15 protein-coding genes are annotated in these 17,170 nt (G+C 42.4%); all 15 read right to left on the reverse strand.

Features of this window, described 5'->3' with window-relative positions:
* Window positions 1-6,909: MucBP domain-containing protein (locus tag STRDD10_RS05425; protein WP_067193771.1), on the reverse strand; the 6,909-nt coding region annotated here is incomplete at its 3' end.
* Window positions 6,910-7,417: 508 nt separating this feature from the next.
* Window positions 7,418-7,657, reverse strand: coding sequence for a membrane protein insertion efficiency factor YidD (yidD, locus tag STRDD10_RS05430; protein ID WP_067193773.1), 240 nt, complete (start codon window positions 7,655-7,657; stop codon window positions 7,418-7,420).
* Window positions 7,654-8,394, reverse strand: a complete 741-nt coding sequence (locus tag STRDD10_RS05435) for a pseudouridine synthase (protein WP_067193775.1) — start codon at window positions 8,392-8,394, stop codon at window positions 7,654-7,656. The genes yidD and STRDD10_RS05435 overlap by 4 nt, the downstream gene beginning before the upstream one ends.
* Window positions 8,384-8,953, reverse strand: a complete 570-nt coding sequence (gene scpB, locus STRDD10_RS05440) for an SMC-Scp complex subunit ScpB (protein ID WP_067193776.1) — start codon at window positions 8,951-8,953, stop codon at window positions 8,384-8,386. The genes STRDD10_RS05435 and scpB overlap by 11 nt, the downstream gene beginning before the upstream one ends.
* Window positions 8,946-9,656, reverse strand: a complete 711-nt coding sequence (locus STRDD10_RS05445; protein ID WP_067193778.1) for a segregation/condensation protein A — start codon at window positions 9,654-9,656, stop codon at window positions 8,946-8,948. Before STRDD10_RS05445 ends, scpB begins: the two co-directional genes overlap by 8 nt.
* Complete coding sequence (gene xerD / locus STRDD10_RS05450; RefSeq protein WP_067194068.1) at window positions 9,640-10,389, reverse strand: site-specific tyrosine recombinase XerD; 750 nt, start codon at window positions 10,387-10,389, stop codon at window positions 9,640-9,642. The genes STRDD10_RS05445 and xerD overlap by 17 nt, the downstream gene beginning before the upstream one ends.
* Window positions 10,382-10,846 carry a cyclic-di-AMP-binding protein CbpB gene (cbpB, locus tag STRDD10_RS05455; protein ID WP_067193780.1) on the reverse strand — a complete coding sequence of 155 codons (465 nt, stop codon included), beginning with the start codon at window positions 10,844-10,846 and terminating at the stop codon, window positions 10,382-10,384. The genes xerD and cbpB overlap by 8 nt, the downstream gene beginning before the upstream one ends.
* Window positions 10,843-11,364, reverse strand: a complete 522-nt coding sequence (locus STRDD10_RS05460; protein ID WP_067193781.1) for a metallophosphoesterase — start codon at window positions 11,362-11,364, stop codon at window positions 10,843-10,845. Before STRDD10_RS05460 ends, cbpB begins: the two co-directional genes overlap by 4 nt.
* Window positions 11,333-12,310, reverse strand: coding sequence for a nucleoside-triphosphate diphosphatase (locus tag STRDD10_RS05465; RefSeq protein ID WP_443031086.1), 978 nt, complete (start codon window positions 12,308-12,310; stop codon window positions 11,333-11,335). The genes STRDD10_RS05460 and STRDD10_RS05465 overlap by 32 nt, the downstream gene beginning before the upstream one ends.
* Window positions 12,307-13,101, reverse strand: a complete 795-nt coding sequence (racE, locus tag STRDD10_RS05470; protein WP_067193783.1) for a glutamate racemase — start codon at window positions 13,099-13,101, stop codon at window positions 12,307-12,309. Before racE ends, STRDD10_RS05465 begins: the two co-directional genes overlap by 4 nt.
* A gap of 201 nt (window positions 13,102-13,302) precedes the next feature.
* Window positions 13,303-13,548: a YneF family protein gene (locus STRDD10_RS05475; protein ID WP_067193784.1), complete on the reverse strand. Its 246-nt coding sequence runs from the start codon at window positions 13,546-13,548 to the stop codon at window positions 13,303-13,305.
* Window positions 13,549-13,675: 127 nt separating this feature from the next.
* Window positions 13,676-14,929, reverse strand: coding sequence for a diaminopimelate decarboxylase (locus STRDD10_RS05480; RefSeq protein ID WP_067193786.1), 1,254 nt, complete (start codon window positions 14,927-14,929; stop codon window positions 13,676-13,678).
* A 127-nt stretch (window positions 14,930-15,056) separates the two neighbouring features.
* Window positions 15,057-15,737, reverse strand: a complete 681-nt coding sequence (locus STRDD10_RS05485; RefSeq protein WP_067193787.1) for a Bax inhibitor-1/YccA family protein — start codon at window positions 15,735-15,737, stop codon at window positions 15,057-15,059.
* Between the two features lie 9 nt (window positions 15,738-15,746).
* On the reverse strand, window positions 15,747-16,241 hold the full coding sequence (locus STRDD10_RS05490; RefSeq protein ID WP_067193789.1) for an HD domain-containing protein: 495 nt from the start codon (window positions 16,239-16,241) through the stop codon (window positions 15,747-15,749).
* Between the two features lie 42 nt (window positions 16,242-16,283).
* On the reverse strand, window positions 16,284-17,024 hold the full coding sequence (locus tag STRDD10_RS05495) for a TrmH family RNA methyltransferase (RefSeq protein ID WP_067193791.1): 741 nt from the start codon (window positions 17,022-17,024) through the stop codon (window positions 16,284-16,286).
* Between the last annotated feature and the right edge of the window lie 146 nt (window positions 17,025-17,170).

Consider the following 17,170-nt stretch of genomic DNA (forward strand, 5'->3'; position numbering starts at 1 on the left):
CTGAGCTGCTGACCAGTCACCGTAAGTCACATCTCCTGTTACCAAGTTGATGTTTGCTGTACGTGTGAAGGTTACTGTTTGAACAACATCAGCTGTTACTTCTGCACCATTTTCATCGTTGTAACGGTACTTGATTGTACGAGTAACTGTCTTAGTTAACTCAAGATTTTCTGCAGTATTTGGCCATACTGGTGAGTTTGGATCTTCTGGATCTACTGGTTGACCTGGAACTGGTGTCTCATCGTTTGGAGTCACTGGTTCTACACGTTGTTGAACGGTTACCTTAAAGGTTTGGTCCACAGTTGTATCATTGTCAAAGAGCTTGTCCGCTGTTGTTGCTGCTGTGAAGCTATCTTCTACCAACTCATAACCAGCTTTTTCAAGAGCTGCAATTGCAGTTTCACGGTTAGCAAAGTCAATGGCATCTTTGTAAGTTCCTTCTACTGTTTCAACAGTTGCTTCTGGAACTTTAGTTGTGTCGATCGCAACTTCTGTGCCTGTTGTTACATCATAGTAAGAAATAGTTGCTGTTTGAACGTTTTTCTTATATGTATATGTTACTGTAGTTGGCTCATTTGTTACCTTACCAGAAACCTTCTTAGACTCTTCATCTACTGTACCATTTGTTGTTTCCACTTTAACAAGGGTATAACCTGGAATCTCTTTTGGTTCTGTTGTAAATGGAGTCGTTACTTTTTCGTTGTTTACTGGAGTTGTTGATGGAGAGATCACATTACCTTCTTCATCCTTGTACTCAACAATAACTGAACCATCTTCAGCGATAACAGTTGGAGTGTAGGTTGTTTCAGTAGTTGTACCATTCACATCTGCGATTTGTACACGAACTGGTGTAGCTGTACCTGTAAATTCTTCCGTTGGTTGGAACGTGATAACATTGGTTGCTTTATCCAGAGTATAAGTACCTTCACCATCTACTGTTACGGTTGTTACAGCATTTCCATCTGCATCAAGAAGTGTCACACTAGTCTTATCAAGTGCTACAGACTTAGGTTGACCATCAGCACCTAAAACTTCAGATGATTCACCCTTAGCAAAGTTCAGAGTTGTTGTATCTGTATCTGGTGTGTCAAAAATGATTTGTGATGTTTGTGCTTGACCTTGTTTACCAGCCGTTGCTGACTCTTGAGCTGTTGGTGTTACTGGAACAACTGTTGGAGTGTAAGTCGCTGTACCTGTGATGGTTGTTGACTCACCGTTTGCGTTTGTGATAGTTGCTGATGCTTGAACTGTCACTGCTGCTGGTGTTCCTGTGTAACTTGCAACTGGTTTGAAGGTTACTTCACCTGTGGTTGCATCGATTGTGTAGGTACCAACGTTTTCAACTGTTACGCTTGTTGCATCTGTCGCTGTGCCTGTAGCTGGGTCTACTAGTTTGTAGCTTGATACTGGAGCACTTGTGTCTGATGATACAAAGAGTGGTGTTTCGGACTGTTCTTCACCTTGGATATCCTTAGATGTCACGTTTTCACTTGTAATGGTGATTGGTGTTACAGTTGGAGTGTAGGTTGCAGTTGCAGTCTCTCCGTTTGAGTCTGTCGCTTGAACAGTGACTCCTGTTCCGTCACCAGTAAATGTTGGAACTGGTACGAAGGTTACGACACCTGTAGTTGGATCAATCGTGTAAGTTCCTTCGTTTGCGATTGTAACTGTGTTTGTTGGTTGGTTCGTTGTTGGATCAAGCAACTGACGAGTCGCAATCGTTACGGATGGATCAGATGTTTCAAAGCTTGGAGTTCCAGTTTGTGTTTTACCTTGAACGTCTGTAGATGTTGCATCTTCAGCTGTCATGGTTACATCTGTTACGGTTGGAGTGTAAGTTGTGGTTGCAGTTGTACCGTTGGCATCTGCTACACGAACAGATACACCACTTGCAGTACCTACAAAGTTTGCAACTGGAGTGAAGCTGATTGTGGTACCATCTAATGTGTAAGTACCTTCGTTTTCAACTGTTACGGTTGTTGCTGGATTACCACTTGCATCTAGAAGTGTTACAGTTGCTTTATCCAACTCTACTGATTTTTCAACATCATCAATTGTAGTTGTACCTTTAGCGAAGTTGACTGTTGTCTTATCTTCGTCTGCATCATCAAAGACAATCTCTGATGTTTGCGTTTGTCCTTGTACACCACTTGTTTCAGATGCTACTGCTGTTGGTGTTACTGGAACAACTGTTGGAGTGTAAGTCGCTGTACCTGTGATGGTTGTTGACTCACCGTTTGCGTTTGTGATAGTTGCTGATGCTTGAACTGTCACTGCTGCTGGTGTTCCTGTGTAACTTGCAACTGGTTTGAAGGTCACTTCACCTGTAGTTGCATCGATCGTGTAGGTACCAACGTTTTCAACAGTCACTGAAGTTTCAGTCGTTGGGTTTCCAGTAGCTGGATCTACAAGTTTGTAGCTTGATACTGGAGCACTTGCGTCTGATGATTCAAAGAGTGGTGTTTCGGACTGTTCTTCACCTTGGATATCCTTAGATGTCACGTTTTCACTTGTAATGGTGATTGGTGTTACTGTTGGAGTGTAGGTTGCAGTTGCAGTCTCTCCGTTTGAGTCTGTCGCTTGAACAGTGACTCCTGTTCCTTCACCAGTAAATGTTGGAACTGGTACGAAGGTTACGACACCTGTAGTTGGATTAAGTGTATATGTTCCTTCATTTTCGATTGTAACTGAAGTGTCATCTGTGACTGTTCCAGTTTCTGGGTTAATCAACTGACGTTTTGCAATCGTTACAGATGGATCAGATGTTTCAAAGGTTGGAGTTCCAGTTTGTGTTTTACCTTGAACGTCTTCAGATGTTGCATTTTCAGCTGTCATGGTTACATCTGTTACGGTTGGAGTGTAGGTTGTGGTTGCAGTTGTTCCGTTGGCATCTGCTACACGAACGCTAACTGGTTTTGTAACTGTTCCAGTGAAGGTTGCGACTGGTTGGAAGGTAATTGTATTTGTAGTCTTGTCAAGGGTGTAGGTACCTTCGTCATCTACTGTTACGGTTGTTGTTTCGTTTCCATTTGCATCTAGAAGCGTTACTGTTGCTGTATTTAGGTCAACAGACTTGGTAGTGTTAGCATCGATAGCTACTGTACCTTTTGCAAAGTTCACAGTTGTATCATCTGTGTCAGCTGCATCAAACTTAATAGCCGATGTTTGAGCTTGACCTTGAGGGCCACTTGTTTTAGATGCTACTGCTGTAGGTTGGACTGGAACAACTGTTGGGGTGTAAGTCGCTGTTGCAGTTGCAGTGATATTCGCACCGTTTGCATCTGTACCTAAAACTGCTGTCAATGATACCGTTACTGGAGTAGCTGGTCCTGTAAAGGTTGGAAGTGGTTTAAAGGTTACGACACCAGTTTCTGAGTCAATAGTGTAAGTTCCTTGATTTGCAACTTCCAACTCAGTAACTAGACTATTATCAGCTGCTACCAACTTGGCTGGTGATGTTGCACTTGGTGAGATAGTTGAACCGTCACCTACTGAAGTAAAGGTTGGGGTACCTGTTTGAGTAGCTCCTTGGATATCAGATGATGTGACGTTATGACCTGTAATCGTATCCTTAACTGTAATGGTGTAAGTTGTTTTCGCTACGGATGAACCTGCACCTGAGTCTGTACCTGAGTCTGTACCATCCAAGGTCGCTGTAACAATATTGCCGTTGCTATCGATCACTTCTACAACAACTGTGTAAACACCGACTTCTGAAAGGACGTAGTCACTTGCTAGGGTGTAAGCTGCAGCATCTGTCTTAGTATCATATACTTTTTGAGCGCCAGATGGTGAAGTCACTGTCAGACGAGTGATGTAAGTTGTCTTACTGTGGGCAGTATCTTCTTTATCTGCAATGGTTACTGCCGCTTGAGTTGCATTACGAAGGTCAACAGTTGTTCCCTTGGTTGACTCATAGCTTGTTGATCTTGCAGTTGGTTGTGTGTTGATGATGGTTGCAACATCAGTGTGGGTTGCTTTACGTCCACGGATTTCTCCACCAAATCCTGATGATGTTTTGACATCCCATGACGTGTCACCAAGATGAGTAGCTGTTACTGTCGAACCATCTGAAGCAGTCCATGTATCTGTGTATTTATCATAGGTTACTGTTACAGCCATACCCTCTGCAGACGTTGCGTTTTTACTTGCAATTGTCGTTTTATGACGAGTTACATCACCAACGCTCTTAATGGTACCGTCTGTTGCAAATGTACGTGTATAGCTATAGATGTAGAAGTTTTCAGAACCATCATCTTGAGCTTCTGTATAGACTTGACGTTTGGTCAAAGTATAGGTTCCATCTGCATTGGTCGTTTGAACTGTCGCATAGTCCTCTGGAAGTTCCCAGTGACCAGTTGTCGTGCTCAAGGTTGCTTCATGAGTAGAACCATCTACATCTGTGAGCGTTACTTTATTACGAAGGAAGGTTCCTTTGATATTTTCAGTGATAGCTTCAACCTTGATGTTATCCACTCCAGCTGTTGCAGTGGCAGTTTGTGTAACAGGGATATTGATTTTATCACCTACTGTTCCCAAGTCTGTTCCCACTGTAGCTGCGGTATTGGTTGTTGTGACTGTGTTACCGTCTACATCTTCACCAGATGCGATGACAACCCATTTGCCATTTTGGTTTTGAAGGACAGTCTTAGTTCCGTCTGGCATGGTAACAACAGCGTTCGTTGCACCTTTTGAGATGGTTACTGGTACAGTTTCTGAGTAGGTTTCGATGTTTAGAGCTTCTACTTTTGGTTTGATAACGACTGTAAGATTCCCTTGTGTTTCTTGCCCTGACTGAATCCACTGGTCTTGAGCACTGGCTCTATTATAGTCTTTCGCGTAAGTTGCCACATAGTAGACACCTGCTTCTGTCAATGCACCATAAAGTTTCCCCGTTGAGTTATATGTCTGTTGACCATCAACAACTACAGATTGACTGCTTCTGTTAGGATCCATCTGATATTTGGCACCTGGGATGGTTGTTTCGCTATCTGTTAGAACCCGAGATTGGCTACCTGTATTGACACCAGCAACTCCTGTTGTTGCCATTGTATAGGTTTGACGAATCGTTGTGTTTGTTCCATTGGCTTTAGTATAAGTTACATTAGCTCCACCTGCATTCATAGTTCGGGCACCTGAAGCATCTTGATACTTGAGGTCAATATCAATATCATCTCCAACAGTTCGTTCAAAAACAGCATTGTTTGTTGCAATAACCGGTGGAGTTGTATCCATCCAACCAATCCAACCCATACGCATGTTTCGGAAACTTGTTGAAACAGTTGCTCCTGTAGTACTATTTGTAAAGGTGGCCGTTACACGTGTATCATACACTCCATTTTCAAGGTTACTTGTGATAATTCCCTCTACAACATCATTTGTAGCATCATAAGTCAAACCAGGTGGTAAGTTTTCCGGATTTACGCTTGTTAAAGACCACCCTTTAAGAGCTGCTTCAGCGGTTACACCGAAACGAGATTTAAAACCTGGAATATAAACACGGTCAACTCCTTGCTCATACGCCAATTTATAAATCTCTGTCGCAAGAAACTCGTATGCTCCACCATTTGAGAACACATTCGCAGAACCTGAAAAAATAGTGCTACCACTTGGACGAAGTTTTCCACGCCACATTTCAGCTTCGACAGCTAGTTTTTTAGCCATTTCTGCAGATAATGGGTAGTCCATCCGTCCCTTATTATTATGACCAATTTGTCCACCATTTGCAGAAAACAAACCACTTGCAGGATTGATCTCTTCTCCATCACGTTGATTAGAGTAGACAATAACTTCTAGACCTTCAGCAGTTCCACCTGTTACACTAGTATAAGCGTTTATGTCTCCTGCACTTGCAGAGCCGTCATTAGATGCTGTTCCATTTGCATTGAATTTATAGATATCCTTACCTGTAGCATTATCTGCCGTTACAGTCTCTGCATGAGTGGTACGTGTACCATCTGCATTGGCAGTTGCTTCTGCGTAGTAGCTATCTGGAGTAAGAGAAACTTCAAACTCATCCTTGCCAGCCTTACGAAGAGATACGTAAACAGCCTCGATAGAAGCGTTCAGCTGTGCGATTGAAGCGTTGTAAGCATCTGTTGTTGCAGTTTGGTCTGCGAGAACCTTTTCTGATGATGCAACCGTTGCTTCATTTGCTGATACGGCTGTTTTTACTGCATCTGTAAGGTCAACAGAAACGTTTTTCTCCTTGGCTTCTTTTTCTACGAAGTCATTTGCCAAGCGATTGGTTACGACAGCTTCTGAAACTTTCTTTTCAAGCTCAGTTTTTTCTGCTGGAGCCTTTTTAGCTTCTTCGGCTTTTTGAGCTTCTTGAGCAGATGCAGTTGCTTTAGCAGATGCTTCTGCTACAACTGTCACAAGGAGTGATACCTTGCTTGTTTGCTCTTCTACCTGTGCTTGACTTGCAGTAGCACTATCAAGAACTGCTTTTGCACTTGCAAGAGTTTCACGTGCTGTTGCGAGAGCTTGAGCATCTGTCCCTTTGACTGCTGCAGCTAGTTTTGCCTCCAACTCAGCAACTTTTGCTTTCAAAGATTCTTTGTTTACACTTACTGTTGCAGTCGCAGCTTCTGAAACTTCCACAGTCTTTGCTGCACTTGCATCAGCACTTTGAGGTGTCACTGGCACCTCAGTTGCTACTGCTGGTGTCACAGGAGTAACACTCTCAGCAGTCGTAGATGAGTCTGAGGAACTCGACGAGCTAGCTTCTGTTGCAGTTGCTCTTGTAGCTTCCGTTGATGACGACTCAACTGTATTGGCAGAAACCACACCATTTCCAAGGAACATCAAACCAGTCGCAATCGCTACTGATGCTGCTCCAAAACTATATTTCCGAATACCGTAACGATAAAAGCGTTCCGTTCGGAAATCTTGTTGTTTGCCTTTCATTAGACCCACAACCTCCTTATTTTTTTATTGTTGTTTTTAAGTATCCAGCAGACACGCAAAAAGCCCCCCCCCTTAAATAAATTTGCTATATTATCCGAGGGGGTTAAAATAGGCAGAGACGAAGCTCTCAACATACAATTTATATATTATCATTTATAACATGAAATTTCAAGTTATTTGATGTCTTTTTGAATTGATTCTCAAATTAAGGGCACACTGAAAGCTCTAAAAACTTGAAGATATAGAAAATAGGGAGACTTGCTAATACTCAATGAAAATCATCAGCAAACTAGGAAGCTAGCCGCAGGTTGCTCAAAACACTATTTTGAAGTTGTGGATAGAACTGACGAAGTCAGCTCAAAACACTGTTTTGAGGTTGTGGATAAAACTGACGTGGTTTGAAGAGATTTTAGAAAGAGTATAAACTAGCAAACACTCTGTTAAGAAATAGTATTCGTCTGAAAAAACAGGCAGTGCAGATTTCAGAAATTAAAAAAACCGAAAGAAGTTACTTCTCACGGTTTCGTTTAAGACTAAAATAATCTGGTACAGGGTCTTCCCCCGTTTCTGACCAAGGATGGCAACGAAGGATGCGAGCAAGCCCCATCAAGACTCCTTTCGTCCCATGCTTTTCAATGGCTTCTATCATATAGGTCGAACAGGTTGGTTTAAAGCGACAGGAGGGGGGGAAGAGAGGAGATACCACGCGCTGGTAGAAGCGAACCAGCCAGATAAGAATAGCTGTCATCGTCTCCGGTTGGTCTGTATTTTGGTGATGGCTTGGTTATGGAGCTGACTAATCTCTTTTTTATTTAACCTTCTTGACTGACCAGGTCGTAATCCAGTTAGGTCCAGATGACCAAAGTGAGTCCGAGAGAGCTTGTCAACAGGTAGACCCAGTGCTTCAAACATCTTTTTGACCTGATGATTTCGACCTTCATGGATGGTTAATTGAACGACTGAGCGATTTTTTACTGGATCTACTTTCAGGATTTCATAGACAGCAGGTTTGGTCTTTTTGCCATCAATCTCCAGCCCTCGGGTTAGGGGACGTAAGTTATCTTTATCGGCAACCCCTTTGACACGCGCCACGTAGATTTTATCGATTTCATTTCTCGGGTGGATCATCTCATCTGTAAAGTCACCATCATTGGTCAAGATAAGGGCTCCAGATGTATCCCAGTCTAGGCGTCCAACTGGATAGATGCGTTCTTTAACTTCTGGCAAGAGATCCACCACTGTTGGTCTTCCCTTATCATCACGAACACTGGAGATGACACCTCTTGGTTTGTTAAGAAGATAGTAAACCTTCTCTTCATTATAGATTGGCTGTCCTTTGATTTCCACCTTATCGCCTGACTTGATGGTTGTCGCTAGTTCACGTACCACCTGACCATTTACCGTCACCAATCCTTGCTTAATCAGCTCTTCAGCCTTCCGTCGACTAGTCACTCCAGCATGGGCAATGTATTTGTTAATTCTCATTTTCTATTTCTACCTTTTCAGTAAATAACTGACTTTCTTCTTGTCGATATTCGACATCTTCTACAACAGGCAATTCCTCGATTTGATTGATCCCCATATAGTCCAAAAAATATTCTGTCGTCACATAAAGATTGGGACGACCGAGGACTTCCTTTTTCCCATCTTCACGAATCAAGCCAAAAGCCTGCAATTTACTAATGGCCCCACTCGAATTGACCCCACGAATCTCATCTACTTCAATACGCGTGATCGGCTGTTTGTAGGCGATGATGGATAAGGTCTCCAAGGTTGCTCGTGATAGAGTTTGGTTGACTGGTGCTTTGGAGTACTCTCTTAAAATCTCTGCAAAGTCACTCTTGGTCACCAAGCGATAACGACTGGCCGTCTCGATGAGACTAAGACTACTGTCTTTATCCTTCTGGTAACGGTCTGCTAGTTTTTCCAAGGATTGAATGACCCCTGTCGGTGGTAACATCAACATCTCTGCTAGTTGGCGACTGGTCAAACCTTCTTCTCCTGCTACAAACAGCAGGGCTTCTATTTCTGCTAATTTACTCATGTACCCTTCCTAGTAGATAAATTTCACCAAAGGCCTCCTCCTGCAATAAGACCAATTCTTGTATCTTAACAAGCTCTAAAGTCGCAAGAAAAAGCGTCACCACTTCCTCTAGGTCCTTGGTTTCCTTAAAAATTGCGGATAAGGCTGTTTGGCTGCCTACTTGACAACGACTCCGTACGACCTCCATCATATCTTCGATTTTGTACTCTTCCTTGACGATGGTAGTATGGTTTTTACGAAATTCTTCTTTCTTTTTGAGAAGAATTTGTGAAAAAGCTAGGAAAATATCTATCGTCGACTTGTCTTGTACCAACTCAGCATCATCGTAAATCAATTCCATTTTTGGTTTAGAAAAATGCTGGGCCCGCTCCTGATGCTGGGTGTCTAGTTTTTCACTAAGTAACTTAAACTTCCTGTATTCTTCAATTTGAGTCAGCAACTCCATCTCAGGACTGTCCTCGACCTCTAGGTGGGTTGCTACCTTAGGAAGGAGTTTTCGACTTTTGATCAACATCAGCTGACTCGCCATCACCATATACTCACCGGCTATCTCAAGACGCATGGCCTGCACGGTTGAAACATAAGCCAAATACTGCTCAATTACATCTGTGATAGGAACATCATAGATATCCATCTGATACTTGGACACCAGGTGGAGCAAGAGATCCAAGGGTCCTTCAAAGTCCTTAATTTTTATATCCATCTCGATACTTTTCTAAAGTGGTAATGCTTTTTAAGCCCAGATTTTTAGCAATATCATGGAGACTACGGCCTAAATCCAACTGACGCAAGATATACTGCTCCCTAAGCTTTTGAGCCGATAAGTTGGTCTCTCCTTTTTCAAGCAAGAAACTCTCCAGTTGCCGAAAACCCCATTGACGCGAATAGGTAGAGCCTTTATTATCCAGCAGATAGGTCTCTGTTAAGTAAGGAGAAAGTGCTTGACTCAGCTCATCGGTCAGCTCTAGCACTCGTCTCTGTCCCGCTTTTTCAATGGTTAAGATTTGAAAATCCATACTAACCTTGCTGGTTTTTAGAGATAAGATTTCTGTTGGTAGTAAGCCTAGCTCTAAAATCATGAGCGCCATCAGGCGCCCCGCCTCATTGCTACTCCTTTCCCAAAAACTAGATAAATCTAACATTTCAAATCCAGAAACAGGAGCAGACTTAAGAGACTTGGGCGTAGTCAAGCGATGATAGGTAGCTACATATTTTTCCTGATAAAGGAAAAATAGAAATTGATTAACTGAGGAAATTTTCCTCTTTTGAACAGAAGGTTTCAAATCCTTCATAAAAGCACGATACAGCTGCAGTTTCGTTTCGGTGATTTGTCCATCAGTCTGTTTGACAAATTGCTCTAAATCATAAGTATAACTCGCTCGTGAATTTTCAGATAAGGATTTATTTTCTAAAAAAATGGGGATGGCTTCACGAATGTTTGACAATAGTGTAGTCCTCCTTAAAATCATGTAAGAGCGCATTTAAGGCCTTGAGGATAGACTTGCGAGTGATGATTCCTAAAAAGGTTCTATCTTGAGCCACCACTGGTAGAAAGGCCACATCAACTAACTTGTGCATAACCTCAGTCAAGCTATAACTTTCTCCTACGATCGGAACCTGTTTATCTGTCATATGAACAATATCCGTATCCGCAAACTCCTGATCCGGTAAGCCGTGCTCCATCTGGTAGGATAAGATATCCCGTAAGGAAATCGTTCCGACGAATTTCTTCTCATCTGTGACGACAGGGACACGCGTATAGGTCATTTGGCTCAATAACAGAGTCGCATGATCTGCATTGTGCGTGTCTATCAAGACAGCCAGATTTTCAGCTGGGGTCAAAAAAGTCTCCTCTTGCGCCATCAAAAAATCTTCAAACTCCCGTGCAATCATCGTGAAAACTCCCGTGATAAGGCAGGATACACCTCATGATTGCGGGTTAAAAAGTCAATCTTAAAACTTTCCTCTGTGATTTCCACTCGGGCATACAGGCATTCTTGGATAGGTCCCCGAGGTTGACTGATTGAGCCTGGGTTAAGAAAGAGCGTTTTTCCTTCCATCCAAGCATTTGGAACATGAAGATGCCCATATAGGCAAATATCAGCCTCCACTTCTTGCGCCCAAAGATCCAACTTTTGAAAATCAAAATTAATGTTATAGAGATGCCCGTGCGTTTGAGCAATCCGTGTTTGCCCCAAAACGGTGAGGCGGGTAGGAGGGTAGCCTGGGTAAAAGTCCATATTGCCCCCTACTACCTCAACTCCCTCCCACAAGGGAGAGTCAGACCGTAACTCTGAATCGCCATTATGGAAAATAGCATCCACTGTTCCGACATATCGATTGCGAATTTCTTCAACGATTAAGCTATCTCCATGAGAATCACTCATGACGATAATTACTTGCTTTGCCATGCTGGAAATACCTCCAAAAGTTTTTTAACTGCAAGTGCTCGATGGGACTGACTATTTTTTCCTCTAGACTAAGCTCTGCTGCAGCCTTACCTGTCTCACCTACAAGAAAGAGGGGATCATAGCCAAAACCATTGTCACCTTTGGGTTGAAAATTAATATAACCTGGCCAGTCAGCTTCAACGACTAGACTATCCTTATTTGGGCTAGCAACGACCAGGGTTGTATGAAATTGTGCAGAACGATCCTTAAGTTCAAAGACCATAGCTAGTTCATGCAGGAGCTTGGCATTGTTTTCTCTATCTGTCGCTCCAACCCCTGCAAAGCGAGCTGACCAAACACCAGGAAGCCCTCCGAGGACATCGACTTTAAGTCCAGAATCATCTGCCAGAACCATTTTCCCTGTCAAGTTGGAAATGGTTTCTGCCTTAAGGCGTGCATTCTCCTCAAAAGTCATACCCGTTTCTGCTACTTCAGGCAGGTCTGGATAGTCATTTAGATTTTCTACGTCATAGCCTAGTTTATCAAAAATCGCACGAAACTCCTTGGTCTTGCCCTCGTTGCGAGTTGCGATTAGCAAGGTTTCACGAATGTCTGAATTACCAAAAAAAGCTGCGACCTCAAGCCCCCCCTTGGGTAATTCCACATGCAAGAGTTGGCCGTTTTCGACGATTAAGAGAGCTCCTTGACGTTGGATCACTTCTAGATTTCGATCAGCTTCTTGATTGAGGATATCTACCACAAAGGAGAGTAAACGATAGGCTGAACCATAGCGTAAAACAGTGACTGAAAGTGGAAAGCCACGCTCCTCATCTCGAAAGATTTTAGCTAACTCAAATAAAGGAAAGTCTAACTCATCATCCGTCAAAGTCCTTATGCCACCAAAAAGACTATAGGACCCAACATACCAATCCTGGTCATCCTTGTATTCATAAATTTTATCTGTCATAATGTTACATGCTCCACATGAATCTCTTGTCCCAACCATTCCTCAGCTATCTGTGCAAAACTGTGGCTATTGGCTGTTGTATAAAAACGGTGCTGGATGTCCGCAAGTTCTCTGCTTCGATTGATTTCAAAGTAATTCAGTAAGACGGAAATATCCCGCACACACTCTGCTCCACTGTCAATCAATTTGACACTTGGTCCCATCACATTTTGGATAATTGGACGTAAAAGTGGGTAATGGGTACAACCCAAAATCAAGCTATCCACCTTTCCCACCAAGGGACCTAAGGTTTCATACACCACCTTCTTTGTCAGACTAGTTGAAATCGTCCCAGACTCCACTAAAGGTACAAACTTAGGACAAGCTAGACTTTCTACATCTGTCTGAGGGGCTAGACTTTGAATTTTTTTACGGTAAATATCAGACTGGACTGTCATTGGCGTTCCAATCACACCAATCCTACCACTTGGAGTGGATTTGATAGCTGCTGAAGCCCCCGGTAAGATCACTCCTAAAACAGGAATATCTAGCTTAGCTTTTATTTCCTCCCAGACCACTGCTGTTGCAGTGTTACAAGCAAGAACAATCATTTTCACATTCTTGGTCAAGAGAAAATGAACCAACTGCCAGGTATAGTCCCTTATCTGCTCAGCTGGACGGGGTCCATAAGGCGCCCGTGCAGAGTCCCCTATATAGACGATTTCCTCATGAGGGAGCTGCCGCATCAACTCACGCACCACTGTTAGGCCACCAACACCAGAGTCTAAAAAACCAATTGGTCGATTATCCATAAGGTCTACTTTCTGTCTCTTTCTTTTCATCTTTCTAAAGAGAAGGCCATCGAACTTCCCTGCTGTTCTAGAAAGTATAGTACATACTTATATTAGCAATAGATAAAAGAGGGGATGAGTTCTCCCCCATCACCTCTTCAAGCTTTTCTTCTCTTTTGTCGTCAATGACTTCTTGTAACTGCAGTTACACTAGTGAGAAGTTTATTTTTTCTTGTTTTTAGCCAAAGCAGCCTTTTGTTGGCTTTGGATTTGACGATAAACTTGCTGTACTTTTGCTTCATTTGGCTTTTGACCATTAGCAGAAAGCATCACACGAACTGCGTCCACATTGAGGCGAGGGTTTTCAGCGAATTCTTTTTCAAGCTGGCGGCGAACCAAGTACATTCCACCAACAACTCCACCAAGGGCAGCAAGCACAATCAACAAAATAGCTAATCCGAGATTCATTCATTTTCTCCTAATTCTTTATTCACTCTATTTTACCATATTGAAAGCAGTTTATCAAAATTTTCCGTTCCTCTTTGCATCATTTTTCTATTGTATTTTTGTAAACAAGCATACCATTTAAAAAGTATTAGCTTTCATCCATTTCAAAATCAAGCCCAGCAAAGGTTGCAAAATAGTCTTCTGGTTTTTCTGCACGACGGATTAATCTCGCACTGCCATCTTCCGTATAGAGGATTTCTGCTGAGCGCAGCTTGGCATTATACTGGTATCCCATAGAAAATCCATGCGCCCCTGTATCGTGGATTACCAGCGTATCTCCAATGGTGGTTACAGGCAACTCTCTTTGGACGGCAAACTTATCATTGTTCTCACAGAGCGACCCAACTACATCTACGACTTCACTAGTACCTTGTGGGTTATCCATATTGGTGATATGGTGATAAGCCCCATACATGGCAGGACGCATCAGATTGACTGCGGAAGCATCCACTCCGATATAGGTTCGGTATGTTTCTTTGCGATGGGTTGCTTTAGTGACTAAGATTCCGTGAGGGGCCAGCATAAAACGTCCCAATTCTGTATAAATTTTGACCTCTCCAAGACCAGCAGGTAACAGGACTTCATCGTAGACCCGATGCACCCCTGCACCAATGACTGCAATATCATTGGCTTCCTGCTCAGGACGATAGTTTACCCCAATCCCACCAGATAAATTAATAAAATCAAGTGAAATTCCAAGTTCTGACTTGATTTCTACTGCTAATTCAAACAGCTGACGGGCGAGTTCTGGATAGTAATCATTGGTCACCGTATTGGAAGCAAGAAAAGAATGAACACCGAAATATTTGGCACCAAGTTCTTGTAACTCCGATAAGGCTTGAAACAGCTGTTTCTTGGTCATCCCAAATTTGGCTTCACTTGGATGATCCATAATATCTGTCCCTAACTCAAAAACACCCCCTGGATTGTAGCGAACAGAGATAGTTTCGGGAATTGCAATCGCACGTTTTAAATGTTCGATATCCTCATAAGCATCAAGATTAATCGTAGCTCCAATCTGGTTGGCGTATTGATAATCTTCTTGAGGGGTGTTATTTGAAGAAAACATAATATCTTGAAATCCCATCTTGTGACTCATGAGTAGCTCTACATAGCTAGCACAATCCACTCCACAGTTTTCTTCTTGCAAAATTCTCAAAATGGCTGGTGTCGGTGTTGCCTTAACAGCAAAGTATTCTTTAAATCCCTTATTCCAAGAGAAGGCATCATTTAAAGCACGGGCTTTCTCACGAATTCCCTTCTCGTCATAAAGATGGAACGGAGTAGGATAATGAGCTGTAATTTCTGCTAATTGGTCACGAGTAATAAAAGGTGTTTTCATAGCGACTCTCTTTCTTCTTTTTGATATTATACCACAATCAGAGGATGTTCTGCTTTTAAACCCAAGAAAAAAAGTGGAAGAACATCATTCTCCCAAAAGAGTTTGATATTCCTTCCACTCATACTGATTAGTCATTATTCCCAAAGATTCTCAAAATGCTTAGGAAAAGGTTGATAAAGTCAAGATATAGACTTAAGGCCAAAGAGACTGCCCAACCATTTGCGACTTGTCCGCCTGATTGTTCATAAACATAGCGAATTCGTTGGTTATCCCATGCAATCAAGCCTGAGAAAATCAAAACACTAACGATGCTAATAATAAAACTCAGACTACCTCCCAAGAACAGGTTTACAATGCTTGCAATAATCAAGCCAATCAGCCCTGCGTAAAGTGCGCGACCCATTCCTGATAAATCCTTTTTGGTAAATCGTCCCACTAAAGCTAGAGCAAAAAACATAGCGGCTGTCGTAACGAAAGCGGATAATACTACCCCCTGTGTATAGCGCGCCACAACAAAAGTTAGAGTAAAGCCATTCAAGGCAGAGTAGACTAGAAAAACTGGCAAGGCTGCTGGACTATTTTTCCACGACATACTGGATGCAACAAAAACCAAAACCAACTCTAAGACCACTGCTCCTAGATAAATAAAGGGCATCTGCGTATAAATCGTATAAAAAACATTCTGAAAAACTGTCAAGAGCAAGCCTGAAACCAAGGCAGATAGTCCTATCCCCATTCCAACAAGTGAGTAAACTTTGCTATAAAAAGCATTTATACCAGCGGTATCTTGAATAATTGTATTGTTCATCTCTTTCTCCTATTGTTTTAACATTTTTCGATGGTATCTTTTGTGGTAATCCTGTAACTTTTGACGAAAAGGAGTGATGGCTTCTTTTACAGCCCAGTACTTGTCCACCATAGTAACGACATAACTCTCCTTGTAACGAGGAGGCGCAAGGGTTGCCCCCCACATATGTTTCACAATAATGTCTTCTTCTACTTTGTTGAGATTGGTAATCTTTCGAGCATTACGAACAGCCAAACGTGGATGCACCCAAGCATGACTTTTGTTAAACTTAGTAACACGCCAGTCATAGTAAAAAAGATCATGCATCAGCCCCCCACGCGCCGTGCTCCTAGCATCCCAACCAAATTTTTTCGCAATCTTATAGCTGGTATAGCTCACATTAATCGAATGCTCTAAACGGTTCGAGTGGACATGCTGGGGAATCTCCTCTAGCTTTTGTAGCTTCGGATTCCGAATGAGATGCCCCACATAGTTCATATATTCTGTGTCATTTCGATAAGGCATAAGAATACCTCCTTGCTTTCATTATATCAAAATTTCTAAAAATTATCTTAAAGAAAACATTAGTATCCCAGCAGCCACAGCCACATTAAGACTTTCAGCCTGACCAGGCATGCTGATATGAACTAACTGATCCGCTCTTTCGGACATCACTGGACTAATCCCCTTTCCTTCATTTCCCATGACGAGAACAAAATTTTGAGACAGGTCAATAGTCTTATAATCTACCGAGTTCTCTGACAAGGTTGAAGCTAAAATGGGCAAGCCTGCTGCCTTACTTTGTTTTAAAAATTCCTCCGTCTCCATCCGATAGATAGGCAAATGAAAATGACTACCTTGCATCGATCGTAAAGTCTTGAGATTATAGATATCTGCCGATTTTTTAGAGATGATCACTCCATCATAGCCAGCCGCATCTGCTGTCCGAATCATCGTCCCCACATTACCTGGATCCTGCACATCCTCTAGGAATAAAAAGCGCCCACATGAAAAATCAGGTAATGGTTCAACTGGTAGGGCTACCTCTGCTAGAATCCCTTGTGGAGTTTGTGCATCCGTTAAATCTTGTAAAATTTCTGGAGTCACCACGTACAACTGGGGATAGGCTGCCAAAGAATCCGCAAACTCCGCTGTCACAAGGATGCGAACCAACTTTGCTCCGGCCTCAACTGCTTCTTCAAACAAATGCCAACCTTCAATTAAATAAGAGGTGTTTCGATATTTCTTTTGGTGGAGTTTTTTTATCTCCTTAATTACCTTATTAGATTTTGATGTGATAAGATTCATACTACCTCCTTTATTCTTACTAGTCTCACACGATTATACCACAAAAAGTCGGTGGGACAGAACTAAATTTTTAAAAACTTAGCCCATCGTCCCAGCCCTACTAGGATGAAGGACTTTTGTCTCATACTCTTCGAAAATCTCTTCAA

The sequence above is a fragment of the Streptococcus sp. DD10 genome (assembly GCF_001578805.1).
Taxonomy (GTDB): domain Bacteria; phylum Bacillota; class Bacilli; order Lactobacillales; family Streptococcaceae; genus Streptococcus.